General features: G+C 73.7%; 23 protein-coding genes. 15 read left to right on the top strand and 8 right to left on the bottom strand.

The genetic code is table 11. The features are described from left to right. Positions 1–36: 36 nt before the first annotated feature. Positions 37–792 (top strand): bestrophin-like domain, encoded by a 756-nt coding sequence (locus AF335_RS06650; RefSeq protein WP_102917341.1) that lies wholly within the window; start codon positions 37–39, stop codon positions 790–792. Here the strand turns inward: AF335_RS06650 and AF335_RS06645 are convergent. Beyond that, a complete protein-coding gene (locus AF335_RS06645) occupies positions 770–2,071 on the bottom strand; it encodes a cytochrome P450 (protein ID WP_244926942.1) in 1,302 nt (433 codons plus the stop codon). The two genes, AF335_RS06650 and AF335_RS06645, sit on opposite strands and share 23 nt — an antisense overlap. A 169-nt stretch (positions 2,072–2,240) precedes the next feature. Between AF335_RS06645 and egtA the strand changes: the two genes are divergently transcribed. The 10 genes from egtA (at position 2,241) to AF335_RS06595 (ending at position 10,164) form a co-directional block, all read left to right on the top strand. Beyond that, positions 2,241–3,536, top strand: coding sequence for an ergothioneine biosynthesis glutamate--cysteine ligase EgtA (egtA, locus tag AF335_RS06640; protein WP_102917340.1), 1,296 nt, complete (start codon positions 2,241–2,243; stop codon positions 3,534–3,536). Then, positions 3,533–4,864 (top strand): ergothioneine biosynthesis protein EgtB, encoded by a 1,332-nt coding sequence (gene egtB, locus AF335_RS06635; protein ID WP_102917339.1) that lies wholly within the window; start codon positions 3,533–3,535, stop codon positions 4,862–4,864. The genes egtA and egtB overlap by 4 nt, the downstream gene beginning before the upstream one ends. Further along, positions 4,864–5,643: an ergothioneine biosynthesis protein EgtC gene (egtC, locus tag AF335_RS06630; RefSeq protein ID WP_102917338.1), complete on the top strand. Its 780-nt coding sequence runs from the start codon at positions 4,864–4,866 to the stop codon at positions 5,641–5,643. The genes egtB and egtC overlap by 1 nt, the downstream gene beginning before the upstream one ends. Then, complete coding sequence (egtD, locus tag AF335_RS06625; protein ID WP_102917337.1) at positions 5,640–6,614, top strand: L-histidine N(alpha)-methyltransferase; 975 nt, start codon at positions 5,640–5,642, stop codon at positions 6,612–6,614. The genes egtC and egtD overlap by 4 nt, the downstream gene beginning before the upstream one ends. Beyond that, positions 6,611–7,096, top strand: coding sequence for a universal stress protein (locus tag AF335_RS06620; protein WP_184743250.1), 486 nt, complete (start codon positions 6,611–6,613; stop codon positions 7,094–7,096). The genes egtD and AF335_RS06620 overlap by 4 nt, the downstream gene beginning before the upstream one ends. Positions 7,097–7,236: 140 nt before the next feature. Continuing rightward, positions 7,237–7,623, top strand: a complete 387-nt coding sequence (locus tag AF335_RS06615) for a hypothetical protein (RefSeq protein ID WP_102917336.1) — start codon at positions 7,237–7,239, stop codon at positions 7,621–7,623. A gap of 20 nt (positions 7,624–7,643) precedes the next feature. Beyond that, on the top strand, positions 7,644–8,081 hold the full coding sequence (locus AF335_RS06610) for an SRPBCC domain-containing protein (protein ID WP_102917335.1): 438 nt from the start codon (positions 7,644–7,646) through the stop codon (positions 8,079–8,081). 93 nt (positions 8,082–8,174) lie between these two features. Then, positions 8,175–8,390, top strand: coding sequence for a dodecin (locus AF335_RS06605; RefSeq protein WP_102917334.1), 216 nt, complete (start codon positions 8,175–8,177; stop codon positions 8,388–8,390). A gap of 240 nt (positions 8,391–8,630) precedes the next feature. Next, entirely contained in the window at positions 8,631–9,197 is a 567-nt protein-coding gene (locus AF335_RS06600; RefSeq protein ID WP_146045452.1) for a hypothetical protein, read from the top strand. A gap of 274 nt (positions 9,198–9,471) precedes the next feature. After that, complete coding sequence (locus AF335_RS06595; RefSeq protein ID WP_244926941.1) at positions 9,472–10,164, top strand: PAS domain-containing protein; 693 nt, start codon at positions 9,472–9,474, stop codon at positions 10,162–10,164. Here the strand turns inward: AF335_RS06595 and AF335_RS06590 are convergent. Continuing rightward, entirely contained in the window at positions 10,098–10,802 is a 705-nt protein-coding gene (locus AF335_RS06590; RefSeq protein WP_102917332.1) for a (2Fe-2S)-binding protein, read from the bottom strand. The genes AF335_RS06595 and AF335_RS06590 overlap by 67 nt on opposite strands. A 286-nt stretch (positions 10,803–11,088) precedes the next feature. Here AF335_RS06590 and AF335_RS06585 point away from each other — a divergent pair, with 286 nt between their 5' ends. Both AF335_RS06585 and AF335_RS06580 read left to right on the top strand, forming a co-directional pair. Continuing rightward, positions 11,089–13,434 (top strand): GH92 family glycosyl hydrolase, encoded by a 2,346-nt coding sequence (locus tag AF335_RS06585; protein ID WP_102917331.1) that lies wholly within the window; start codon positions 11,089–11,091, stop codon positions 13,432–13,434. 90 nt (positions 13,435–13,524) lie between these two features. Then, positions 13,525–14,946, top strand: a complete 1,422-nt coding sequence (locus AF335_RS06580; RefSeq protein WP_102917330.1) for an amino acid permease — start codon at positions 13,525–13,527, stop codon at positions 14,944–14,946. 25 nt (positions 14,947–14,971) lie between these two features. On the opposite strand, the gene AF335_RS06575 is transcribed toward AF335_RS06580, so the two are convergent. The 3 genes from AF335_RS06575 to AF335_RS06565 form a co-directional block, all read right to left on the bottom strand. Continuing rightward, complete coding sequence (locus tag AF335_RS06575) at positions 14,972–15,835, bottom strand: Fpg/Nei family DNA glycosylase (protein ID WP_102917329.1); 864 nt, start codon at positions 15,833–15,835, stop codon at positions 14,972–14,974. A 35-nt stretch (positions 15,836–15,870) separates the two neighbouring features. Then, on the bottom strand, positions 15,871–17,121 hold the full coding sequence (locus AF335_RS06570; protein ID WP_102917328.1) for an FAD-dependent monooxygenase: 1,251 nt from the start codon (positions 17,119–17,121) through the stop codon (positions 15,871–15,873). Between the two features lie 258 nt (positions 17,122–17,379). Then, complete coding sequence (locus AF335_RS06565; RefSeq protein WP_102917327.1) at positions 17,380–18,489, bottom strand: alpha/beta hydrolase; 1,110 nt, start codon at positions 18,487–18,489, stop codon at positions 17,380–17,382. A 408-nt stretch (positions 18,490–18,897) separates the two neighbouring features. Here AF335_RS06565 and AF335_RS06560 point away from each other — a divergent pair, with 408 nt between their 5' ends. Both AF335_RS06560 and AF335_RS06555 read left to right on the top strand, forming a co-directional pair. Next, a complete protein-coding gene (locus tag AF335_RS06560) occupies positions 18,898–19,602 on the top strand; it encodes a nucleotidyltransferase domain-containing protein (protein WP_102917326.1) in 705 nt (234 codons plus the stop codon). A 481-nt stretch (positions 19,603–20,083) separates the two neighbouring features. After that, positions 20,084–20,560 carry a hypothetical protein gene (locus AF335_RS06555; protein WP_102917325.1) on the top strand — a complete coding sequence of 159 codons (477 nt, stop codon included), beginning with the start codon at positions 20,084–20,086 and terminating at the stop codon, positions 20,558–20,560. A gap of 33 nt (positions 20,561–20,593) precedes the next feature. On the opposite strand, the gene AF335_RS06550 is transcribed toward AF335_RS06555, so the two are convergent. From AF335_RS06550 to AF335_RS06540, 3 genes are read right to left on the bottom strand one after another with little or no spacing between them, the layout of a single operon-like run. Further along, entirely contained in the window at positions 20,594–21,445 is an 852-nt protein-coding gene (locus AF335_RS06550; protein WP_102917324.1) for a geranyl diphosphate 2-C-methyltransferase, read from the bottom strand. 55 nt (positions 21,446–21,500) lie between these two features. After that, positions 21,501–22,739: a family 2 encapsulin nanocompartment cargo protein terpene cyclase gene (locus tag AF335_RS06545; RefSeq protein ID WP_102917323.1), complete on the bottom strand. Its 1,239-nt coding sequence runs from the start codon at positions 22,737–22,739 to the stop codon at positions 21,501–21,503. Between the two features lie 35 nt (positions 22,740–22,774). Then, the gene (locus tag AF335_RS06540; protein ID WP_102917322.1) at positions 22,775–24,202 is read right to left on the bottom strand and encodes a family 2B encapsulin nanocompartment shell protein; all 1,428 of its coding nucleotides are present in this window, start codon (positions 24,200–24,202) and stop codon (positions 22,775–22,777) included. Positions 24,203–24,473: the final 271 nt, after the last annotated feature.

The following is a 24,473-nucleotide window of genomic DNA, read 5'->3' as shown; positions in this document are numbered from 1 at the left end:
GTACCCGCAGACATTCCTCACCCCGGAGGTTTTCCCTTGTCCGAGTGGCTGGTCCTGGCCCTCGCGATGGCCGCCGCGTGCGCGGTCGTCCTGACCATCACCCTGCTGCGGCACCGCAGGCTCGGCGAGGAGGTCGATCCGAGCGAGACCCCCGACGTCATCGAGTACATGACGATGATGATCGGCGTGGTCTACGCCATCGTCCTCGGCCTGGCCATCGCCGGCGTCTGGGAGGCGCGCAACGGCGCCCAGGACGAGGTCCGCGCCGAAGCCCAGGCGCTGCACGAGATCCACGAGCGGGTACAGGTGTACGCGCCGGCCGCCCGGGACAAGGTGCGGGAGGACATCGACGCCTATGTGAGCTACGTGGTCCACAAGGAGTGGCCGGTCATGCTCAAGCACGGCGGACTGACCGACCGCAGCGCGCAGTTGCTGGCCAAGATCCGGGAGGACGTCACGTCCTACGAGCCGCGCAACGACCACGAGGGCCAGTCGTACCAGCCGATCCTGGACCAGGTCGGCGCGGCGGACGCCGCGCGCACCGCCCGGGGCGAGAACTCCGACCCCACCATGCCCGGCGTGGTGTGGTTCGGGCTGGTCGCCGGGGCGCTGGTGGCGGTGGGGCTGATCTTCACCCTGCAGATCGGGCGGTCACCGCGCGAGCTGCTCCTGGCGGGCCTCTACAGCGCCCTGATCGCCTTCCTCCTCTTCCTCATCTGGGACTTCAACTCCCCCTTCGGCCATGCCGTGGGCGATGCCAGCGACGCCTTTACGAACCTGTTCGCCATCTGACGGGCAGGTGTTTGAGGCCGTTCTGGAAGTTGGACGCCAGCCGGACCGGCTCGCCCGCGCGCTCCAGGCCGGGCAGCCGGTCCGTGGCGGCCCGCAGGACGGCCCGCAGCTGGACCCGCGCGAGGTGGGCGCCCAGGCAGACGTGCGGGCCGAAGCCGAAGCTGACGTGGTCGTTGGGCGTGCGGGTGATGTCGAAGCGGTCGGGGTCGGGGAAGACGCGCTCGTCGCGATTGGCGGAGGCGTGGAAGACGACGACCTTCTCGCCGCGCCGGATCAGCGACCCGGCGAGCTCCGTGTCGCGGGTGGCGGTGCGCCGGAAGTCCATGACCGGCGGCCAGTAGCGGAGGATCTCCTCCACCGCCGTCGCGGTGAGCTCCGGGCGGGTGCGGAACAGCTCGTACTGAGCGGGGTGGTCCAGGAGGGTCAGCAGACCGCCCGGGATGCCGTTGCGCAGGGTCTCGTTGCCGGCCACCGCGAGGAGGAAGAACATCGTCTCGAACTCGTCGCGGGTCAGGCCGGCCTCCCGCATGTGCGCCATCACGCTGCCGGGACGGGGCTCGTCGGCCAGTGAGTGCGCATAGGCGAACATGTCGCCGAGGGCCTCCCGCGAACGCGGGCTGATCATGCTGCCGTCGGGGCGGACGAGCGTGGCGGGCCGGTGGGCGAGGGCGGCGCGGCCCCTCGGGCTGAGCGTCCCGGGATCGGCGGTCGCCGACCCGGCGTGGTCGGGGTCCTGGTAGCCGATGACGCGGTTGGACCAGTCGTAGAGCAGCCGCCGGTCCTGCTCCGGCACGCCCATGACGTGCGCGAGGGTCCACACGGGCAGGTCCGCGGCGAGCTCCGCGAAGTCCGCTGCGCCCAGGGGGGCGACGCCGTCGACGAGGGCGCGGGCCCGGGCCCCGATGACGGCCTCCAGCTCCCGGACGGCCCGCGGGGTGAAGGCGGCGGCGACGATGCGGCGCAGCCGCGCGTGGGCGGGCGGGTCCTGGTTGAGCATCATCGACCGGACGAATCCAAGGTCCTCGGGGGTGTCCGGGTCGGATATCTGGGTGGCGCCCAGGTGCGAGGAGAAGATCTCGGGGGTGCGCAGCACGTACTTGACGTCGGCGTGCCGGAGGACGGCCCAGTAGCCCGGGCCGGCGGGCCAGGGGCCGACGGCCGGCTCCTCCGTCCAGTGGACCGGGCTGCGCTCCCGTAAATCCCGGAAGCGTGCGTAGGGCACGCCGTGGGCATAGGTCTCGGGATGGTGGATGTCGGCGGGCACCTCGGATCCGGTCACTTTCGCGACCGTACGCCCTCCTCTGGCGTGCGGGTCAAGGGCTGGTCACAATGACGAGGTGCCCTTGAGGCCGGTTGAGCGCCAGGGAAGCCTGAGGCCCGGCTCCACCCGTGGTGTTCAGCGGAACCGGTGAGGTTCCGCCGGCGGCGATGGACGGGAGGTACGGACCATGGCGGACACCGAGTCCGGCAGCGCGGGCCCCGCCGCGTTCGTGGACGAGGCGGAGGTGAACGCGCTCGTGCGCGGCATCTGTTTCAAGACGGGCCCGCCCAGGCTCCTCGGCGTGGAGCTGGAATGGCTCGTCCACGATCTGCACGATCCCGCCCGCCCGGTCCCCCCGCCCGTTCTGGCGGCGGCCGCCGACCGCCTGCGTGACCTGCCGCTGCGGTCCCTGATCACTGTCGAGCCGGGCGGCCAGCTGGAGTTCAGCTCCCGGCCCGCGCCCTCCCTCGCCGCCTGCGCGGCGGAGGTCTCCGCCGATCTCGACGCCGCCCGCCCCGCGCTCCGCGACCTCGGGCTGGTCCTCGCCGGCTACGGCCAGGACCCCTGGCACCCACCGCGGCGCGTCCTGCGGACCCCCCGCTACGAGGCCATGGAAGCCTTCTACGACCGGCGCAACGGCGCGGGGCGCACCATCATGTGCCGCACGGCGTCCGTCCAGGTGTGCGTCGATGCCGGGTTCGAGGAGCCCGGCCCGCTCGGCTTCGGGCGGCGTTGGCGGCTCGCGCACCTGCTGGGCGCGGTCCTGGTCGCCGCGTTCGCCAATTCCCCGCTGCACCTGGGCCGCCCGACCGGCTGGCGCTCCACCCGGCAGGCCGCCTACACCGCTGTGGACCCCGGGCGCGCCCTGGCCCCGCCGGAGCTCCCCGACCTCCGGGCGGCCTGGGCGGGGTACGTCCTGGACGCGCCGGTGATGTGCGTGCAGTCCGGCGACCGGCCGTGGGACGCCCCGGAGGGCCTGGACCTGCGCCGCTGGGCGCGCACCGGGCGGCCCCGGCGGCCCACCGCGGACGATGTGGCCTACCACCTGACCACGCTGTTCCCGCCCGTGCGCCCGCGCGGCCACCTGGAGCTGCGCATGATCGACGCACAGCCCGGGGAGGACGGCTGGCTGGTGCCGCTCGCCGTGACGGCCGCGCTGTTCGACGACCCCGTGGCGTCCGAGACGGCCTACCGCGCGGTGAAGGCCCTCGCGGACACCGCGGGCGCGCAGCCCCCGCCGGACAACCCGCTGTGGCGGAACGCCGCCCGGCACGGCCTGTCCGACCCGGAGCTGCACACCGCGGCGGTCGGCTGCTTCGCCGCCGCCCGGGAGGCGCTGTCCCGGATGGAGGTGCCGCCCCGCGTCCTGGCCGCCGTCGACGACTTCACCGCCCGCTACGTCGACCGCGCCCGGTGCCCCGCCGACGACCTCCTGGACCACATCCTCGGCAAGCAGCGCCTCGGCAAGGAGCGCCCCGTATGACCGTCCCCGAGCCCGAGCCCGACCCCGCGGCCCTCCGGCGGCGGGCCGCGGAAGCCCTCCGTACCGCCCGTGCGCGCACCCACTCGCTCACCGGCTGTGTGGACGGGCCCGAGCTGACCGCCCAGCACTCCCCCCTGATGTCACCGCTGGTCTGGGACCTCGCGCACATCGGCAATCAGGAGGAGCAGTGGCTGCTGCGCGCCGTGGGCGGGCGCGAGGCGCTGCGGCCCGAGATCGATTCCGTCTACGACGCGTTCGAGCACCCGCGCGCCGAGCGCCCCCGGCTGCCGCTGCTGGCTCCCGCGGAGGCGCGGGGCTATGTGGCGGACGTACGGGACCGGGTCCTGGACGTCCTGGAGAGAGTGCCGCTGTCCGGGACGCCGCTGCTGGCGGCGGGGTTCGCCTTCGGCATGATCGCCCAGCACGAGCAGCAGCACGACGAGACCATGCTGATCACCCATCAGCTGCGCCGGGGCCCCGCGGTGCTGTCCGCGCCGGAGCCGCCGATGGCCGCGCCGGACACCGCCTCGCTCCCCGCGGAGGTCCGCGTCGAGGGCGGGCCGTTCACGATGGGCACCTCGGCCGAGCCCTGGGCGCTGGACAACGAACGGCCCGCGCACACCCGCTTCGTGCCCGCCTACTTCCTCGACACGCTGCCGGTCAGCAACGGCGCGTACCTGCGCTTCATCGAGGACGGCGGCTACGCCGACGACCGCTGGTGGCTCCCGGCCGGCCTGGAGCAGGTGCGCCGCCACGGCCTCGCCGCGCCGCTGTTCTGGCGGCGGGAGGGGACGGGGTGGGTCCGGCGGCGGTTCGGCGTCGAGGAGCCCGTGCCCCTGGATGAGCCGGTGCTGCACGTGAGCTGGTACGAGGCGGCGGCGTACGCGGCGTGGGCGGGGCGCCGGCTGCCCACCGAGGCGGAGTGGGAGAAGGCGGCCCGCCACGACCCCGGCTCCGGCCGCTCCCGGCGCTATCCGTGGGGCGACGCGGACCCCGCGCCCGGCCTCGCCAACCTCGGCCAGCGGCACCTGCGGCCCGCACCGGTGGGGGCGTACGCCGCCGGCGCCTCCCCGCTGGGGGTGCGCCAGCTGATCGGCGACGTGTGGGAGTGGACGTCCAGCGACTTCCTGCCCTACCCGGGCTTCCGGGCCTTTCCCTACCGGGAGTACTCGGAGGTGTTCTTCGGCGAGGCCCACAAGGTGCTGCGCGGCGGTTCCTTCGCCGTGGACCCGGTGGCCTGCCGGGGGACGTTCCGCAACTGGGACCTGCCGGTCCGCCGGCAGATCTTCGCCGGCTTCCGCACGGCGCGCGACGCGGAGCCGTCCTGATGTGCCGCCACCTCGCGGTGCTGGGGCACCCGGAGCCCCTCGGCGCCACCGTGGTGGAGCCACCGCACGCGCTGTTCCGCCAGTCGTGGGCGCCGCGCCGGCAGCGCCACGGCACGGTCAACGCCGACGGTTTCGGGGTCGGCTGGTACGCCCCGGAGGACCCCGTCCCGGCCCGCTACCGGCGGGCCGGGCCCATCTGGGCCGACCCGTCCTTCGCCGACCTCGCGCGCGTCGTCCGCACCGGGGCGCTGCTCGCGGCGGTGCGGGACGCCACCGAGGCGAGTGCCGATGGCGAGGCTGCGGCGGCCCCGTTCGCGGGCGGGCCGTGGCTCTTCAGCCACAACGGAGCGCTGACCGGCTGGCCGGACTCCGTCGCCCCGCTCACCGCGCTGCTGCCGCGCGCCGACCTGCTGCGGCTGGCCGCGCGGTGCGACTCCGCGTTCGTCTGGGCGCTGGTGGAGCGGCGGCTGCGCGGCGGCGAGCCGGCGGGCCGGGCGCTCGCGGCCACCGTCGCGGCACTGGCCTCGGCCGCGCCCGGCTCGCGGCTCAACCTGCTGCTCACCGACGGCGCCTCGATCATCGCGACCGCGTGGGGCGACAGCCTCTGGTACCTGGTGGCGGACGGCCGGACGGCCGTCGCGTCCGAGCCCTACGACGACGATCCGCGCTGGACGGAGGCACCGGACCGGACGCTGCTCACCGCCACCCGCACCGAGCTCGCCGTCGTCCCGCTCTCCCCGCTCTCCTCGCTTCCTTCGCTCAAGGAGCCCGTTTCGTGAGCCCGTTCGCCCTGACCCGCACCCTTCCCCTCGACGCGACCGCCGCCGCGCTGCGCGCGGACGTCGCCACCGGGCTGACCCGCTCGCCCAAGGAGCTCCCCCCGAAGTGGTTCTACGACGCCCGGGGCAGCGAGCTGTTCGACGAGATCACCCTGCTGCCGGAGTACTACCCGACGCGGGCCGAGCGGGAGATCCTGGTGGCCCGCGCCGGTGAGATCGCCGCGGCCACCGGCGCCCGTACGCTCGTGGAGCTGGGCTCCGGCTCGTCCGACAAGACCCGGCACCTGATCGGCGCGCTGACCGCCCTGGACCACTACGTCCCGGTCGACGTCAGCGAGAGCGCCCTGACCGGGGCCGCCCGGACGCTGCTGGCCGAGCACCCGGCGCTGACCGTGCACGCGCTCGTCGCCGACTTCCAGTACGGGCTGACGCTGCCCGGCACGCCCGGGCCGCGGCTGCTCGCCTTCCTCGGGGGCACCATCGGCAATCTGCGCCCCGCCGAGCGGGCGGTCTTCCTCGCCGCCGTCCGCGCCGAGCTGGCCCCGGGCGACGCCCTGCTGCTGGGCACCGACCTGGTCAAGGACGAGCGGACGCTCGTCGCCGCCTACGACGACGCGGCGGGGGTCACCGCCGCCTTCAACAAGAACGTGCTGGCCGTGATCAACCGTGAGCTGGAGGCCGACTTCGACCCGGCCGACTTCGACCACGTCGCCCTCTGGGACACGGAACGAGAGTGGATCGAGATGCGGCTGCGGGCCCGTACCGCCCTCGTCGCGAAGGTTCCCGCCCTCGACCTGGCGGTGCACTTCGCGGCGGGCGAGGAGCTGCGCACGGAGATCTCGGCGAAGTTCCGCCGGGAGGGGGTGCGGGCGGAACTGGCGGCGGCCGGCTTCGAGCTGAGCCGGTGGTGGACGGACGAGGCGGGGCGCTTCGCGCTGTCCCTGTCCGTGCCGGTTAGCCTGCCCGTGTGAACGAGGAAACGGACCGGGGAAAGAACGACGGCCTGCCGACGGGCTTCGAGCGGGGCACCGACGGCCCGAAAGTGATCGTCACCGGTGTCGACGGCTCGGACACCTCCTGGCGCGCCGCCGCCTACGCGGCCGGTCTGGCCCGGCGTCAGAACGCCCTGCTGGCCGTGGTGTACGTCCAGCCGGTGCTGGCCGGCGGCGCCGCCCTGGGCGCGCCCGTCGTGGAGGCGACTGAGGAGGTCGCCGAGGAGCTGCTGGCGGAGATCCGGGCCACGACGGAGCGGCTGCGGGGCATCTTCGCGGTGCGCTGGGAGTTCCACACCTTCCGCGGCGACCCCTACGCGGGCCTGGTCCGGGCGTCCGACGAACTGAAGGCGGACGCGGTGGTCGTCGGCGCCTCGGAGCGGGCGGGGCACCGCATCATCGGCTCGGTGGCGGTGCGGCTGGTGAAGGCGGGGCGCTGGCCGGTGACGGTGGTGCCGTGACGGCGGTCGCGCGGGGCACCGTGGGCACCATGGGGCCGCCGGGTGCCGCGAGATGACACGGCGGCGCCCGGGAGGCAGGGGTGTCGTGGCCGGGTGCCGTGGGTAGCCTGCGGCTGCCCGGCAGCGAGGAGGCGTGCGGCATGACGGACCCTGAGGGCGGCGCGACGGACGGCGTGCCCGGCGGCACGGCTGGTGTCACGACCGGTGTCACGGCCGATGTCACGGCCGATGTCACGGCAGGCGGTGCGCCGGAGGGCGCGGCGGTGCCCGAGGAGTCCGGAAGGCTCCTGCTGGAGCACCGGGACGGCGTGCTCGTCCTGAGGCTGACCGGCGGGGGCAGCGTCATCCCGAAGGCCATTCCCGTGGTCGACGACGGGGGCAGGCTCCTCGCGGTGTACTCCGCGGGCACGGCGGTCCGGCCCGCCCCGGGCGGTGAGCGCGACCTTGCCGGCGGCCTCGCCCCGGCCGCGGAACCGCCGGTCCCCGTGGCCGACACGTTCGAGGTGGGTCCACCGCACCGGCCCTAGTGCGGCGATACGGTGCGCGCATGCGCGAGATTTCCGAGGAGACCGAGATCCGGGCGGAGCCCATGGAGGTCTGGTCGGTCCTCACCGACCTGCGTCGCTACCCCGATTGGAACCCCTTCATCCGGGAGGCCGAAGGAAGGGTGGCCACCGGCCGGACCCTCACGCTGAGGATGTTCCCCGCGCGCGGCCGCCCGATGACGTTCCGGCCCAGGGTGCTGGCCGCCGAGCCGGGCCGGGAGCTCCGCTGGCTCGGCCGGCTCCCGGTGCCGGGCCTCTTCGACGGAGTGCACCGCTTCCTCCTCACCCCCGTGGCCGGAGGCACCAGGCTCGTCCAGAGCGAGATCTTCAGGGGCCTCCTCGTCCCTCTCCTGGACCGCAGGATCCGCGACACGAGGACGGACTTCCGCTCGCTCAACGCCGCTCTGAAGGCCCGCGCGGAGGAGCGGCCCCCGGCCTGAGGCGGCGGTTCTCGCCTCGCGCCCGGCGGTGACCTGGGGCACGGTGGGACGGGGCCCGCGAGCTCCGCCCAGGGGCCCGACCGAGGGAGAGGCATGTCCGACCACACCTACCGCGTGACCGAGATCGTCGGCTCGTCCCCGAACAGCGTGGACGAGGCCATCCGCAACGGGATCGCGCGGGCCTCCCAGACCTTGCGCTGCCTCGATTGGTTCGAGGTCGGACAGATCAGAGGACACCTCGTCGACGGCCGGATCGGCCATTACCAGGTGGGGCTGAGGGTGGGTTTCCGCCTGGACGACGGCGAGTAGGACGACGGCGGGCAGGCGGGCAGCGAGCCCGGCGCCCCGGAGGTCACCCGCCGTCAGACCCCGGAAACTCCCCGCGGGTGGGCGTGCGAGGCCGGCGGTCGTCCCGTATCCGGCCCGGCGGTGATGGTGGCGTGTCAGGGGCGCGCACCGGGCCGTGGCGGGCGCGGAGCCGGACCGCAGTGCCCCGGAGGGGCGCGGCCGACGCTTCTCCGGTCCGTGCCGGATACCTAAACTGCTGGCATGGTTTCGGGGGGCTGGGGATGGTTCATGACCGTCGCGTCGATCCTGATCGGCCAGACCACGGTGCTGACGATGGGCTTCATCAACAACCGTTCCCAGGCCCGGCGGGAGGCGCGGGCCAGGGCCGCCGACCGGTACAAGTCGGTCGCCGAACGCCGGGAGACGTTCGAGCTGACCCAGCTCGTCGAGGTGAACACCCTGCTGCGGGAGGCCGTGACCTCCCTCCACGCCTTCGTCTCGGCGAGGCGGCACTACCGGTCGCGCCTGCGGGAGGACCCGGCGGAGCCACCGGAGACCTACCGGCAACCGATGCTGGACGCGTCCGCCGCGACGGACACCGCTCTCGACGCCCTGCGGTCCCAGATCGGCTTCATCCTGGCGGACGAGGTCCGGGCGCCGACCGACGCCGCGGAGAAGGCGCTGACGATGGCCGCGGCGAGCGTTCTGCGCGACGAGCCGGTCGACCCCGGCGCCCTGGGTGCCCGGGCCGACGCCGCGTACGAGGCCCTGTCGGTCCGGCTCCGGGACATCTACGCCACCCGGGAGTCGGCCGTGCTCGCGCTCTGAGGGCTTGTCCGGCGGGGCCCGGCCGGGCCCCTTCCGGGGGTCCGCGGCGAGGGCGCGCCCGCCCGGCCCGTCCGTGCTCACGGAGCGAAGGGCCCTGGCCAAGCCGGTGCGCGCGGAGCCCGGACAGCTCCGCGCGCCGCCGTCGTCGATCGTCCGCGTAACTGCACGATTGTGCAGTGGTTGGGGGCGTGACGCTCCCCCGCGCGGCCCGACGGGCAAGCAACTGGACGGGCCCTTGGACGGGCACGGGTACGAGCGAGGGGCCGGTACGAGCGTGGGCAGTGAAGAGTTCATCAGCTGGCGCAACCATTTCCTGCTGCTGCTCGACCGGATCCCGACCCCGATCGCGGTCTGCCGGGCGGACGGCGAGGTCACGGTCGCCAACCCGGCCATGGCCGCGGAGTGGGGCACGGCCCCCGTCCGGCTGCGCGGCCGCAACCTCCACGAGCTCTTCCGGCCCCGGGCGCCCGGCCGGCTCGACCGGCACATCGAGGCGCTGCGGCTGGGCCGCCGGCCCCGGCACCCGATCGAGGTGCGCTGGCTGGTGGGCACGGACGGGGTCGAGCGGGAGGGCGAGCTGCTCGTCGACCCGGTCGGCGACGCGTTCCCGGCCAGCCCGATGCTGCTGGCCGTGCTGCGCGTACGGTCCGAGACCGTGCCCCGCCAGGCCGAGCCCACGGCGGAGGTCAGCGTCGTGGAGGGGCACATCCTGGCGCTGGCCGCGGCCGGGGCCACGACCGCCGCCATCGGCAAGGCCGTGGGCCTGACGGTCGACGGCGTCAACTACCACTTGACCAGGCTCACCCGGCGCTGGCGGGTGCCGAACCGTACGGCGCTCGTGGCCAAGGCATATGTGCTGGGCGTCCTCTCCACCCGCGAGTGGCCGCCCGCGCCGGCTCCTCAGCGGGCCCGGGGCGCGTGCCGCAGCACGCAGTCGCCGCACATGCCGCCCGGCGCCACCCGGTAGTACAGACAGCAGGTGGTCCGGACGAAGGACGGGGCACCCGGGCCCCGGGCGCTCAGGGCGCCGGTGCCGCGCAGCACCGGGTCGTCCAGGACCCCCTCGGCCAGGGCCAGCGCGCGGGCCGCCGCCTCCGGCCGGCCCTGTGCGAGGCACCACGCGTGCAGCACCCGCAGCGAACCGGCCAGCGAGGACGAGGCGTTTCCCCACAGCAGCCGGCCGGAGACCGGGACGACCGCACGGGTGGCCGCGTGCAGGAGGGCGAGGGGGCCGTGCAGGACCTGTTCGCGGATCTGCGCCGCGACGTCGTCCGAGGGCGGCAGCGCCTCGGGACGGGGCAGCCACAGGTCCTCCGGGGCCGTCCGGCCGGGGTGCCAGCCGAGCCGCCCGGACGAGAGGTCGGGGACCCTCCCGGTCAGGGTGGCGGAGCCGAGGGCGACGGAGAGCAGCCGCCCCGCGATGCCCTGGTAGGCGACGGACGCGGCGACCCGCCGGTCCGCCGTCCCCAGCCGTTCCGCCACGGTGCCCACCCGGGCCCGCACGGCCTCCTCGCCCAGCGGGAGACAGCCCGAGGCGCCGGCGGAGTCCTCCTCGGTCCGCAGGGCGAAGAAGGGACCGACCGAGGCGAGTTCGCTGAGGCGCATGGGCGAGGGGTTCCGTTCCGGTGCTGCCGTCGTCCGGCGGGCGGCCGCGGGAGGCGGGCCCCCGGCAGCCTCCCACAGGCCCGGGAAACCGCCGCGCCCGGCCGCGGTGAGCCCGGCCACAGCCCGGCGCCGGCCGGTCGGCGCCGGGCCGGGCCGAGGGAGTCCCGGGACTCCCGTCGCCACACCTGGCGAGCGGGGCATCATGACAGGGCGTCCCCCTCTCGATACCCTCGGCGCTGACAACGATGTCAGTATCGGATGACGCGTCATACGAGGGGCGTGGACGATGAGATGGACCGGACACCCGCGATCGCGCGTCGGCGCCGTCGCGCTCGCCCTCGCGGCGATGCTGGGCGGCACCGCGCTCGTACCACCGCCGCCGGCCACCGCCGCGGCCGAGGACCTCACGGACCTGGTGAACCCCTTCATCGGCACCCAGAACGAGGGCAACACCTTCCCCGGCGCCACCGTGCCCTTCGGCATGGTGCAGCTCTCCCCCGACACCGGGCACAGCACCGGCTACGACTACAAGGACCGCCGCATCCGGGGCTTCGGCACCGTGCACCTGTCGGGCGTCGGCTGCCGCATCGGCGGCGACCTGCCCGTGCTGCCCACCACGGGCGAGGTGAAGCAGACCGACAACGCGCGGTACGCGGCGGATTTCAGCCACGCCGACGAGGTGGCCCGCCCCGGCTACTACCGCGTCAGGATGTCCTCCTACGGCGGCGTCACCGCCGAGCTGACGGCGGGCCCGCGCACCGGCCACCAGCGCTACACCTTCCCGGCCACCGACAAGGCCAATGTGCTCCTGAACACCGGGCAGTCGCTGCACCGGACGGTCAGCACCTCCGTCGAGGTCGTGGACTCCCGCACCGTCCGCTCGACGATCACCGGCCGCGGCTTCTGCCAGGACACCCGCCCGTACACCGTGCACACACTGACGCGCTTCGACCGCCCGTTCACCGCCTACGGCACCTGGAAGGACGACAAGGTCACCACGGGCTCCAGGACGTCCACCGGCACCGGCCGCAACGGCGCCTGGGTGCGCTTCGACACCACCCGGGACCGCGCCGTCGAGGCGACCACCGCGATCAGCTACGTCGACGCGGCGGGCGCGGCGGGCAACCTGCGCGCGGAGGACGACGGCTTCGACCGCACGGAGCGGGCGGCGCGCGCGGCCTGGGCGGCCCGCCTGGCCGGCGTACGGGCCCGGGGCGGCGACCGGACGCTGCGCCGCACCTTCTACTCCTCGCTCTACCGCGCCTTCCTCGCACCCAACATCGGCAGCGACGCCGACGGCCGCTACACCGGCTGGGACCAGCGGACGCACCGCGCCGACGGCTTCACCTACTACCAGAACTGGTCGCTGTGGGACACCTACCGCACCCAGGCGCAGCTGCTGGCGCTGCTCGCGCCGGACGAGGCGCGGGACATGGCGCTGTCGGTGCTGCGGGTCGACGCCGACGGCGGCTGGCTGCCCAAGTGGGGCTACGGGACGGTCGAGACGAACATCATGACGGGCGACCCGGTGACCCCGTACCTCACCACCGCCTACCAGCACGGGCTGCTGAAGGGGCACGAGGAGGAGGCGTACCGGGTCCTGCGGAGGAACGCGGACGGCGTGCCCGCGCCCGGCAACCCCGGCGTCGGCCGGGAGGGCAACGCCGAGTACATCAGGGACGGTTACGTCCCCTACCTGCCGGACCGGCCCAAGCGGAAGCCGGGTGACTCCGACTTCCACCAGGGCGCCTCGGCGACGCTGGAGTACGCGCTCGCCGACGCGGTACTGGCGGAGATGGCCGAGGGCCTGGGCCACCGCGCGGACGCGGCCCGCTACGCCGCACGGTCGCGGAACTACCGCAAGCTGTACGACGCGAGCACCGGCTTCTTCCGGGCCCGGGGCGCCGACGGCTCCTTCGCCGGCCCGGCCGACCCGGCGAAGAGCGTCGGCTTCCACGAGGGCACGGCCTGGCAGTACCAGTGGCTGGTGCCGCAGGACCTGCCCGGGATGGTGGAGCTGATCGGCGGCCGGGAGGCGGCCAACCGCCGGCTCGACTCCTTCTTCGCCTACGACCGGCTGCTGAAGGACCCGGCGCGGACCGCCCGCGAGGTGTGGGTGCACGGCCCGTACGACTACTACAACGCCGACAAGTACAACCCGCAGAACGAGCCGGACCTCATCGCCCCGTACACCTACCTCTCGACCGGCCGGCCGTGGCGGACCACGGACGTGGTGCACGCGGCCCTGACCCTCTTCACCGACGGGCCGACCGGTATGACCGGCAACGACGACCTGGGCACCATGTCCGCCTGGATGATCTTCTCCGCGATCGGGGTCTACCCGGTGCAGCCGGGCGGGGACGTCTGGGGGCTGAGCACCCCCGTGTTCGAACGGGTCGATCTGCGGCTGGACCGGGACTGGTACCCGAACGGCGGGTTCACGGTGACGGCGCCGGGCACCTCGGCCACCGACCGCTACATCCGGTCGGCCCGGCTGGACGGTTCCCCCTACGGGCGTACGTTCCTGACGACGGAGCAGCTGACGGAGGACCGGCGCCTGGACTTCACCGTCGGTGACGCTCCGTCCGACTGGGGGACCGGCCGCCGGGACGCGGCGCCCGCCATCGGCTGAACCAGGGGCCCCCGCGCGGGGCGGCGGCTTCCGTCGTCGCCCCCGCTCCGCCATGATGACCGGCCGTCAGGGTCGACGAGAGGACACCAGATGGCCGGGCTCCGGGCGGGTGAGGGCGTACTGCGCCGCAAACCGATCGAGACGATCGAGGAGGGCGATGCGGACGAACGGCTGACCCGGACGCTCGGGCTGTGGCAGCTCACCGCGATCGGGGTGGGCGGCATCATCGGCGCGGGCATCTTCAGCCTCGCGGGCACCATCGCCAATGGCACGGCGGGCCCCGCGGTGCTGATCTCCTTCCTGATCGCGGGCGTCGCGAGCGCGGCGGCCGCCTTCTCGTACGCGGAGTTCGCGGGCATGATCCCGCGCGCCGGGTCCGCCTACACCTACGGCTATGTGGTCCTCGGTGAACTGGCCGGCTGGTTCATCGGCTGGGACCTGCTGCTGGAGTACACCGCGATCGTGGCGGTGGTGGCGATCGGCATCTCGGGGTACATCAACTTCCTGCTCAACGAGATGAACGCCGAGCTGCCGGACTGGATGCTGGGCGCCCCGGGCACCGGCGACGGGCACCGGGTCGACCTGTTCGCGGCGGTGCTGTGCCTGCTGATCGCCTATCTGCTGACGCTCGGCATCAAGAACGCGGCCCGCTTCGAGACCGTCGTCGTGATCCTCAAGGTGCTCGTGGTGGCGGTCGTGGTCGTGGTGGGCTTCTTCCATGTGAAATCGGCCAACTACGAGCCGTTCTTCCCCTTCGGGGTGAGCGGCGCGTTCACGGGCGCGGCCACGGTGTTCTTCGCGGTCTTCGGCTACGACGCGATGTCGACGGCGGCCGAGGAGTCCAAGGACGCGCAGCGGCACATGCCCAGGGCCATCCTGTACTCGCTGGCGATCTCGATGGTGCTCTACGTACTGGCCTGCCTGGTGCTGACCGGCATGCAGAACTACAAGGACATCGACAAGGAGAGCGGCTTCTCCACGGCCTTCAAGTCGGTGGGCCTGGGCGGGCTCGCGGACGTCATCGCGGTGGGCGCGATCATCGGCATCCTCACGGTGATGTTCACCTTCATGCTCGGGGTCACCCGGGTGTGGTTCTCGATGAGCCGTGACGGGCTGCTGCCGCACTGGTTCGCCAAGACCCACCCGACCCGCCATGTGCCGACGCGGGTGACCTGGATCGTCGGCTTCGCGTCCGCGGCGATCGCGGGCTTCATCCCGATCGGCGAGGCGGCGGAGCTGACCAACATCGGCATCCTGCTGGCCTTCGCGGTGGTGTGCACCGCCGTGATCATCCTGCGCTACCGGCGGCCGGAGCTGCCGCGCGCCTTCCGCTGCCCGGCGGTACCGCTGGTGCCCGCGATCGGGGTGGCCGCGTCGATCTGGCTGATCACCTATCTGGCCTGGCAGACGTGGCTGCGGTTCGCCGTGTGGTTCGTGGTCGGCCTGGTGGTGTACTTCGCGTACTCCTACCGCCACTCGGGGCTGGCCGGGGCCGAGGACCGGCAGGGCTGAGGGCCCGCCGCGCCCTGGGGGCCGCTCACTTGAGGAGGCGGGACAGTCTCCGGTCCGCGAGCGGCTTCCCGCCCGTCTGGCAGGTGGGGCAGTACTGGAGGGAAGAGTCCCGGTAGGACACCTCCCGGACGGTGTCGCCGCAGACCGGACAGGGCTGCCCGGTGCGGCCATGCACCCGCAGGCCGCTCTTCTTCTCGGCCTTCAGCTCCCCGGCGGCGTGGCCACGCGCCCGCTCCACGGCGCCGCGCAGGGTCGCGCCGACCGCTTCGTACAGGACGGCGGTCTCCTGCGGCGTCAGGTTCGCGGCCGGTTTGAAGGGGGACGTCCGGGCGGCGTGCAGGATCTCGTCGGAGTAGGCGTTGCCGATGCCCGCGAGCACGCTCTGGTCGCGCAGCACGCCCTTGATCCGCCGGCGTTCCCCGGCCAGCAGCGCGGCGAAGGCGTCGAAGGTGAACTCGGGCGCGAGGGGGTCCGGGCCCAGCCGCGCGATGCCCGGCACGTCGTCCGGGCGGTGGACGCAGTAGACGGCGAGCCGCTTCTGCGTGCCCGCCTCGGTGAGGTCGAAACCCGCGCCGCCGGTCAGCCGCAGGCGCAGCGCGAGCGGCCCCTTGCCGGGGCGGGGCGGGGCGTCCGGGAGCCGGTCGTGCCAGCGCAGCCAGCCGGCCCGGGCCAGGTGGAACACCAGGTGCGGGCCGTCGTCGGTGGCGAGGTCCAGGAACTTGCCGTGGCGGCGCGCGGCGGTCACGGCACGTCCTTCGATCGCGTCGAGCGGCGGGTCGTAGGTCTTGAGGACGCTCACGGCCAGCGGGAGCACGCGCTCGACGGTACGGCCGACGGCGCGCTCGGCCAGGAAACCGGCGAGGGCCTCGACCTCCGGCAGCTCCGGCATGCCTCCAGTCTGCCGCAGGGGGCGGGCGCGGCAAGTCAGCCGACGGGGGCGTCCCAGTCGACGCGGTAGCCGTGCAGCCAGTCGCCGGCGCCTTCGGGGTCCGGGGTAGTGGGGCCGGTGGCCCGGTGTCCGGCCGTATCCGGGCCGGCTGCTTCCGGGCCGTTCGCCTCCGGGGCCTCCGCTTGCCGGCTCTCCCCGCCCCGCTCCTCGCCGGGGCCCGGCCGGGCACGGCCCGCCAGGCCCGCGGACAGGGCCACGACCCGCTCGACCCGCTCGCGCCGCAGCCGTTCGTAGGCGCGGAACGCGGGCTCGGGGCCGGGCAGGTCGCGCAGGCAGCGGGCGAGTACCACCCCGTCCTCGATGGCGATCGACGCGCCCTGGGCGGCGTTGGGCGCGGTGGCGTGCACCGCGTCGCCCACCAGGACGGTGTGGCTGTCGTGCCAGACGCGGGTGGTGGGCATGTCATAGGTGTTCATGCCGATGACGGCGTCACCGGTGGCGGCGACGATGGCGGCGGCCGGGGTCCGGTCCCCGGCGAGGGCCTCGGCGGCGTGCCGGCGCCACCGGTCGGGCGTGGCGGCGGCGAGCTCCGCGCGGGGCAGTTCGGGGCCGCGGATGTTGGCGAACCAGTGGGTGGTGCCGTCCGGCGAGGTCGTACAGCCGAAGAACGCCCGCTTGCCGAAGATCATCCGGTAGGTGCGGGGCGGCGCCGGGTGGACGGTGGCACGGGTGCGGCCGCACACGCTCGCGTAGCCGGTGTAGCGCGGCGGGGGCGCCTGGGGGTCGAGGACGCCGCGGGTGGCGGAATGGATGCCGTCGGCGCCGATCAGCAGGTCGCCCTCGGCGCGGGAGCCGTCCGCGAAGTACGCGACGACGGTGCCGCGCGGGCCGGTCGTGGCGTCGACGAGGCGCTTGCCGTACGCCACGCGGACGCCGCGGCGGGCGGCCTCGTCGTGCAGGGTGCGGTAGAGGACGGAGCGCTGGACGGTGCGCGGGCTGAGGCCCGGGTCCCACGAGCCGGCGATGGGCTGTGTGCCGAGCGGCTCCCCGGTGTCGGCGATGAACTCCACGGTGTCGGCGGGGAACGACCGCTCGCGCACGGGCCGTTCGGCGTCGATGGCCCGCAGGGCGGCAAGCCCGTTGGCGAAGAGGACGAGGAACGCCCCGAGGTGGTCGGCGCCGCCCGGATAAGCCTCGTGGACGACCACGTCGATGCCGACGCGGCGCAGGGCCATGGCGGCGACGGGGCCGGCGATGCCGCCGCCGATGATCAGAGCGCGGGTCATTGCCCTCCGTCCCGCCGGATCGGTGGCGCCGGCGCCGGTCCGAGGGTATCCGGGGGGAGGTCGGCGTGCGTAGACCGCGTGGCGGGGTGGGGGTGTGCCGGTGGGGGTGCCGCTGCGCGGGGCTTTTTCCCCACCCCGCCCCTTCCCGAACGGGGCTCCGCCCCGGACCCCGGTCCTCAATCGCCGGACGGGCTGAAAATCAGCCCGTCCGGCGATTGAGGACATTCGGGAAGGGGCGGGGTGGGGAGAAACCCTCCGTCAGGACGCCGGAATCGGGTCCGACAGCTGCTCGCTGATGAACTGGATCGGTCCCTGCCCCATGCTCGGGACATACGTCGCCGCATCGTGCTTACCGCCGGGAATCTCCTTGACCATGGTGTGCACCGGCCCGTTCCCGTACTGCGCCACGAAGTTCTTGACCCCGCTGATGGTGATGGGGTCCTCCCGCGTGCCGTACTGGAACGCGATGTACACCTCGGGCCCCTTGCGTGCGATCAGGTCCTTCGCCAGGAGCTTGGGGTCGTTCTCGTCCCGCTCCTTGGGGTGGCCCTTCCACAGCGGGGAGTCGGGGTAGAAGTCCGGGCCGGAGGCGATCGCGGCCTTGAACTTGTCCGGGTGCTTCAGCACTGCCTTCATACCGGCGAATCCGCCGGAGGAGGAGCCCATGAACGCCCAGCCGTCCCGCGACTTGATCGTGCGGAAATTGGCCTTCATCAGGTCCGGGATGTCCTCGGTCAGCCAGGTGCCCATCTTCGGCTGCCCCGGGATGTCGCTGCCGTCCCAGTACGTTCCGTTGTTCTTGGGGTTGAGGACCGGCATGGCCAGCAGGAACGGCTTGCTCTTGCCCTCGGCGTACCACTTGGAGATGGACGACTGGAGCTTGAGGTTGGTGCCCATCCAGTAGTTGTTCGGGAAACCGGGGCCGCCGGGCAGGGCGATCAGGACCGGGAAGCCGTGCTTGTCGAACTTCGGGTCCTTGTATTCCTTGGGCGCCCAGACCCACACCTTGCCCGTGAAGCCGGACTTCTTGCCCTCCAGCGTGGTGACGGCGATCTGCGTGCCGTCCCCGAGGGTGTCGGAATTCTTGAAGTCGGCGGCGGGCCCGGTGGGCATCAGGACCTTCGAGTCCGGGGCCGGCGCGCCGTCCGCTCCGCCCGCCTGGCCGCCGTTCTTGCCGGAAGCCTGGTCCTGACCGAAGCTGACCGGCTTGCCCTTGTCCGAGAACGGCCCGATCTTGAGGTAATTGAGCACGCCGGCGGTTATCAGACCGACCACGGCTATGGACACCACGACGAGCGTCCATCTCTTGGCACGGCGTGCGCGTACATACCCCTGCGCTTGATAGGTCCCGCTGCTGGCCTGCGTCATCACGTCGCTCCGGACATTCCTCTGCCCCGAAGGACATGACCGTATGTTCCGCCCCCGAGGAGGGACGAAGCGCTCCGGGGGTTCCGCCCCCGGGCCCTGATCTGCGCCGCAATACTACGGAAATGGCCGAACGGAAATCGCCACCCCCCGGGGGTACGGCGACCGGGGCCCGCGAGCACCGCCGCGGAGCGCGGTACGAGCCGTCCGAGCCGGCCCGCTAGCGAGGCTACCGGCCGGTAGCACGCGGTGGAAAACCCGTTTCGGCAGGTGGTGCGGGCACGGTACGGTCTGCGCCATGAAGTGACGACACCCGGCACACCGGCCCCACGGCGCCGTCCGAGCCCCCGCTCCGGCGTCCGTCCGCTGTGCCCGCGCCGCCCGCCGTCCACTTCGTACGATCGGATCCCCATGACCGACGCTCTCTTCCTCGACCGTGTCGCCGACCGGCTCGCGGCCCTGCCCGCCGTGCGCGCCGTCACCCTCGGCGGCTCGCGCGCCCAGGGCACCCACTCCCCCGACAGCGACTGGGACCTCGCCGTGTACTACCGGGGGGACTTCCGCCCGGCCGACCTTCGCGCCGTCGGCTGGGAGGGCGAGGTCTCCGGGATCGGCGACTGGGGCGGCGGCGTCTTCAACGGCGGGGCCTGGCTCACGGTCGACGGCCGCCGGGTCGACGTCCACTACCGCGACCTGGACGTGGTCGACCACGAGCTGGCGGAGGCCCGGCGGGGTCGCTTCCGCTGGGAGCCCCTGATGTTCCACCTCGCGGGCATCCCCAGCTATCTGCTGGTCGCCGAGCTCACCCTCAACCAGGTGCTGCGCGGCACCCTGCCGCGCCCCGGATATCCGCGGGCCCTGCGCGAGGCGGCGCCGGCCGTGTGGCGGGACCGGGCGGCGATGACCCTGGGCTACGCCGGGGGCGCGTACGCCCGGCGCGGCCAGGCGGCCGAGGTCGCGGGCGCGCTGGCCTGCGCCGCCATGGAGACGGCGCACGCGGTGCTGGCGGCCCGGGGCGAGTGGATCACCAACGAGAAGCGCCTCCTGGAGCGGGCCGGTCTGCGGGCCGTCGACGCCGTCGTGGCCGGTCTGCGGCCGGGGTCGCGGTGGCCGTGAGACCGGCCGCGGCGAGGGCGGCGGCGGTCAGCGCGGCGGCCACGGTACGTCTGTCGAACGCGAACATGTGATCCCCCCAGGGAACGGCGCACGGCCCGGTGGCCGTGCGTACGTGTCGTGAACATCAGGATGTGAAGATCGTCTCCGGGGTTCCCCGGCACGGCCGCGAACCTGCCGGCCGACTGTTCATGACGACGGTTCCCGCAGGACGCCGGCGAGGGCCGCCGGCACGGCCCGCCGTCCGCCCCCGGCCGGGTGACGGGCTCACTCGTTCGGCCCCGGGGGCCGGAGCCGGGTGCGGAGCCGGCGGCCGGGAAGTCCCGGGCCGCCGGGGCGCGGTGCCCCGCCCCGCGACCCGTCGCGCGCCGGACAGGGCCGCGACGGCGCCGGCCGTGACGCCGAGTGGTGGGGGACGGCGGGTCGGCCCATGGTGAACGGAAAAGCTGCTCCGGCAGTCCGCCGAACGGAAAGGCACACCGTCATGCGCACCGCCCCCTGGCTCACCGCCGCCGTCACCGCCGCGGCGTGCGGCTCGCTCGTCCTGGGTGCGGCGGGCCCCGCCCCGGCCGGGACGCCCGCGCGTCCGGGGACCCGGGCCGCCGCCGCTCAGCGGAACGGGGCGCCGGACGCGCTGGCCGAGATACGGGCGCTGGTCTCCCGCATCACCGGGGAAGCGCGGTCCGGGTCCCCGGACGCGGCGGCGCTCGCCTCGCTCCGGCAGCGGCTCGACGCGTCGGCCGAGCGGCTGCTGGACGACGTGGCGACGGCCCGTCCCAAGGCGGCGCCCACGGCCCCGGACCCCGTCACCGAGGTCAGGCGGTTGCTGGACAAGCTGCTCAAGGACATCTCCAAGATCATCGACGACGTGGCCGGGAAGGACACGCCGTCGGCCGCCGCCGACGCGGGTGTCGCCGACGCGACCTTGCAGGACGTGCTGACGAAGGTCCCGGCCTGGTGACGGCGCCCGCGCCGGCCGGGTGGGCGGCCCTGATCAGATGCGGTCGGCGGCGATGAGGAGGTAGTGGAAGCTGCCTTCCTTGTAGGCGGTCAGGAAGGGGTCCTCGACGCCGGTGGCGAGGGAGGACTGAGCGCGCAGCTCCCAGTACGGGATCGTGGCGGCCGTGAGGTCGACGACGTTGATGGGCACGAGGCCGTTGGCGGCCATGGCCTTGAAGTAGGCGCTGCGCGGGTGGATGTTGCACGTGTAGTGCTCGTCGATCCGGCTGACCGCCTTGGAGCGCAGGCCCGTCACGTCGTTGGAGCAGCCCGTGATGGTCACGTAGCGGCCGCCGTACGTCAGCTGGCGGGCGTGCTCGGCGAAGAGCTCGTGCAGGTCCACGTACATGGTGGACTCGTTGTTCCAGATGCCCTGGAAGGCCCCGGTGGGGAGGCCGGTGCCGAGCATGTTGCCGAAGTGGTAGCGGACCTTGTCGTCCACCCCGCGCTTGCGGGCCTGCTCGTTGGCGAAGTCGACCTGGGAGCGGGAGATGGAGAGGCCGTCGACCTGGCAGCCGAAGCGCGCATTGGCCATGATGCTGGTGCCGCCCCGGCCGCAGCCGGCGTCCAGCAGGCGCTGGTCGGCGGCGATGGGACCCAGGTGGTCGAGGAGGACGTCGGCCTGTGCCGACTCCAGCCGGTGCAGCTCCTCGACGATGCGCGCGTCGCGGGTCTCCGCGGGGCCCTCCAGGACGGCGGGGTCGTAGTCGCCGAGCCCGTAGTGGTGGTGGTAGAGGCCGTCGACGTCGCCCAGGCGGAGGTTGACCGGGTCCTTCTCGTTGTTCCAGTACTCCGCTACGGACTTCTGGTAGGCCGTGCGCAGGACGGGGGCGGGCGTGGTCGTCATGGGGTGCTCCTTACAGCATGCGTGCAGGGGGATGTGTGTGGTGCCGGGGGCGGGCTCAGCCGCCGTTGTAGCGGGAGCTGCCGCTGTGCCATTCGCGGTTGCCGCCGAGCCAGGCCCACACCCCCGCGAGGAACCGGCGCAGCTGGGGCGAGCCGGTGAGGACGAGGGCAGCGGCCTGCCGCTCGAAGGCGCGCACCAGCTCGTCGTGGATCTCCGCGCTCCGCTCCACGGCCTCGCGCGGTGAGCACCGTTCCGCCGCGGCGACGACGGTGGGGAGGTTGAACTCCACGCCCGAGGAGTCGTGCTCCTTCGTCATCGAGTACAGGTCGTTGACGAGCGTGGCGGCGGTGGCCGCCGTCGTCACGGCGCGGCGCACCCGCGGGTCGGCGTACTCGGTGGCGCTCAGGGCGTAGCCGCCGACCACGTCGGACAGGGCGATGCAGGGGAGGAAGCTGTTGATCTGACGGTGGGCCAGGTACTCGTGGACGCTGGGCATATGGCCCCGGGTCCGCCAGGAGCCCTCCTGGCCGTAGCCGACGAAGAGGACGGCGACCTCGTGCCGCAGCCGGGCCACCTGGGACGGCTCCGCGTGACGCTCCAGGTGGGCGAGGGCCGAGCGCAGGGCGACCCGTACGGGGTCGGCGCGCATCTCCCGCTCCATGGCGGGGGCGTAACGGGCGGGGAGGTGGGCGGGGTCGAGGGCCGCGTAGGCGAGGCCGAGCTGGGAGCCGAGGAGTTCGGTCCTGGAGCCCACGGTCTCGTCGTCGCAGTAGTAGTCGTCCGTGGCCCATTCGGCCAGGGCGCACTTCCCGGCCGCGAGCAGGCGGTCGGGGTCGTCGGCGTCGGGGTGGGCGAGCGTCATCAGACGCCCGAAGTCGGCCGCGCGGACGCGGTCGAGGCGTCCGGCGTAGATGCCGGTCTCGTCGGCCCACTCCACCAGCCGGTCGTTGACCTCCCGGGCGAGCGCCGGGTCGTCCCGGAGCGCGGGCGGGCAGTAGAGCGGCGGGACACCGGAGCCGTGCTCCCCCGGGCCGGCGGCGGTGTCACCGGCCGGTACGTCCTCCCGTCGCCCGGCCGCCTCGCGGGCGGCCTTCCGCGCGCCGACGCGGGCGGCGGAAGTGCCCAGCCCCGTGGGCCCGGTGGGCAGGGCCGCGCCCGCCCGGCGGGTGACGGTGCCGGGGAGCGCCGCCGGTGCGGCGGCGCGGCCGCCCTCGTGACGGGCGAGCAGCGTGGCCACGAGCCGCGCCACCTCGTGCGGGGCCGTGGGCGCGGTGAGCCGGGACAGCGATGACACAGGTTCCTCTCTCCACTCCAGGAGGGCCGGGCCCGTCAGGACGGGGTGTGGAAGACCTCGACGTTCTCGAGGACGCCGAGCGCGTCGGGCACGAGGACCGCCGCCGAGTAGTAGGTGCTGACCAGGTAGGAGATGTGGGCCTGGTCGTTGATGCCCATGAACCGGACGTTCAGGCCGGGCTCGTACTCGTCGGGTATCCCGGTCTGCCGCAGGCCGACCACGCCCTGCTCGTCCTCGCCCAGGCGCATGGCGAGGATGGCGGACGTGCCGGCGTCCGAGACGGGGATCTTCCCGCAGGGCAGGATCGGCACGCCGCGCCAGGCGGGGACCGGGTGGCCGCCCACGTCGGCGCTGTCGAAGTTCAGGCCCCGCTTGTTGCACTCGCGGGCGAGGGCGGAGACGGCCCGGGGGTGGGCGAAGAAGGCCCGGGTCCCCCGCCGCATGCTCAGCAGCTCGTCCATGTCGTCGGGGGTGGGCGGGCCGGAGTGGGTGGAGATGCGCTGGCCGTGGTCGGCGTTGTGCAGCAGGCCGAACTCGGGGTTGTTGACGAGCTCGGACTCCTGGCGCTCGCGCAGCGCCTCGATGGTCAGCCGCAGCTGCTGCTCGACCTGGTCCATCGGGTCGTTGTAGAGATCGGCGACCCGGCTGTGCACCCGGAGGATCGTCTGGGCCACGCTCAGTTCGTACTCGCGGGGGGCGAGTTCGTAGTCGACGAAGGTGCCGGGGAGTACGGGCTCCCCGGTGTGGCCGGAGGCGAGGGCGATGTTCGCCTCGCCCTTCTTGTTCCGGGGCCGCGCCTTGTCGGCCCGGTGCCGGCGGACGTGCGCCCGCAGCGCCTCGTCCCGGGCCGCGACCTCCTCGTAGGCGGTCCGGGGCAGGGCCAGGACGGTGCAGGCCGTCATGGCGCGCGCCGTGAACTCCCACTCGCCGGGCTCCTGGGTCACCGCCCGGTCGCCGAAGAACGCGCCGTCGGCCAGGACGCCGCGCCGGGTCCGGTCGCCGTACTCGCCGGTGCCGGTCTTCTCGACCTTGCCGCGCGCGATCAGGTAGACGTGGTCGATAGCCTCGCCCTGTTCGGCGATCACCTGGCCGGGCTCGTACTCGTGCTGCCGGCACCGCTCGGCCAGCGCGCGCAGCGCGGCGTCGTCGTCGAAGCCGCGCAGCGGCGGCAGTTCGCCGAGCTCGGCGGGGACGACGCGGACGGCGGCGCCCTCCTGGACGAAGGTGATCCGGCCGTCGCCGACCTCGTACGTCAGGCGGCGGTTGACCCGGTAGGCGCCGCCCTTCACTTCCAGCCAGGGCAGCATGCGCAGCAGCCAGCGGGAGCTGACGCCCTGCATCTGCGGGACGCTCTTGGTGGTGGTCGCCAGGTTCCGTGCGGCGGCGATCCCCAGGCTGAGCTGTCCCCTGCCCGTGTGCTGTTCGGGCTGCTGCGGCTGCTGCCGGTGCGCTGCGGTCGACATCCCGGTCCCTTCCGTCTGGGCGCATGCGTCAAGAAGGAGCCCCTGAAATAGCCCGATCGGACCAAGGAGCTCCCGCCGCGCAAGTGAATCAGCGCTTAATGATGTTGGTCGAGGCGGCCGGGAAGGCACCGTTGTGTTTGCGCCATCACATGGAGGCCGGTTCGCGCGGCCTACCCCGGACTTCCGGGAAGGGCTAGGGCCATGAGGGGCAATAATCACGCCCGGTTTGCCGCGATGGCCTATGTTTCGAGCGTTTCGAGCCCGAGCCGCC

Origin of the sequence: Streptomyces eurocidicus, from assembly GCF_002891295.1 — a bacterium.
Taxonomy (GTDB): domain Bacteria; phylum Actinomycetota; class Actinomycetes; order Streptomycetales; family Streptomycetaceae; genus Streptomyces; species Streptomyces eurocidicus.
This window is presented reverse-complemented; position numbering and strand designations above follow the sequence as displayed.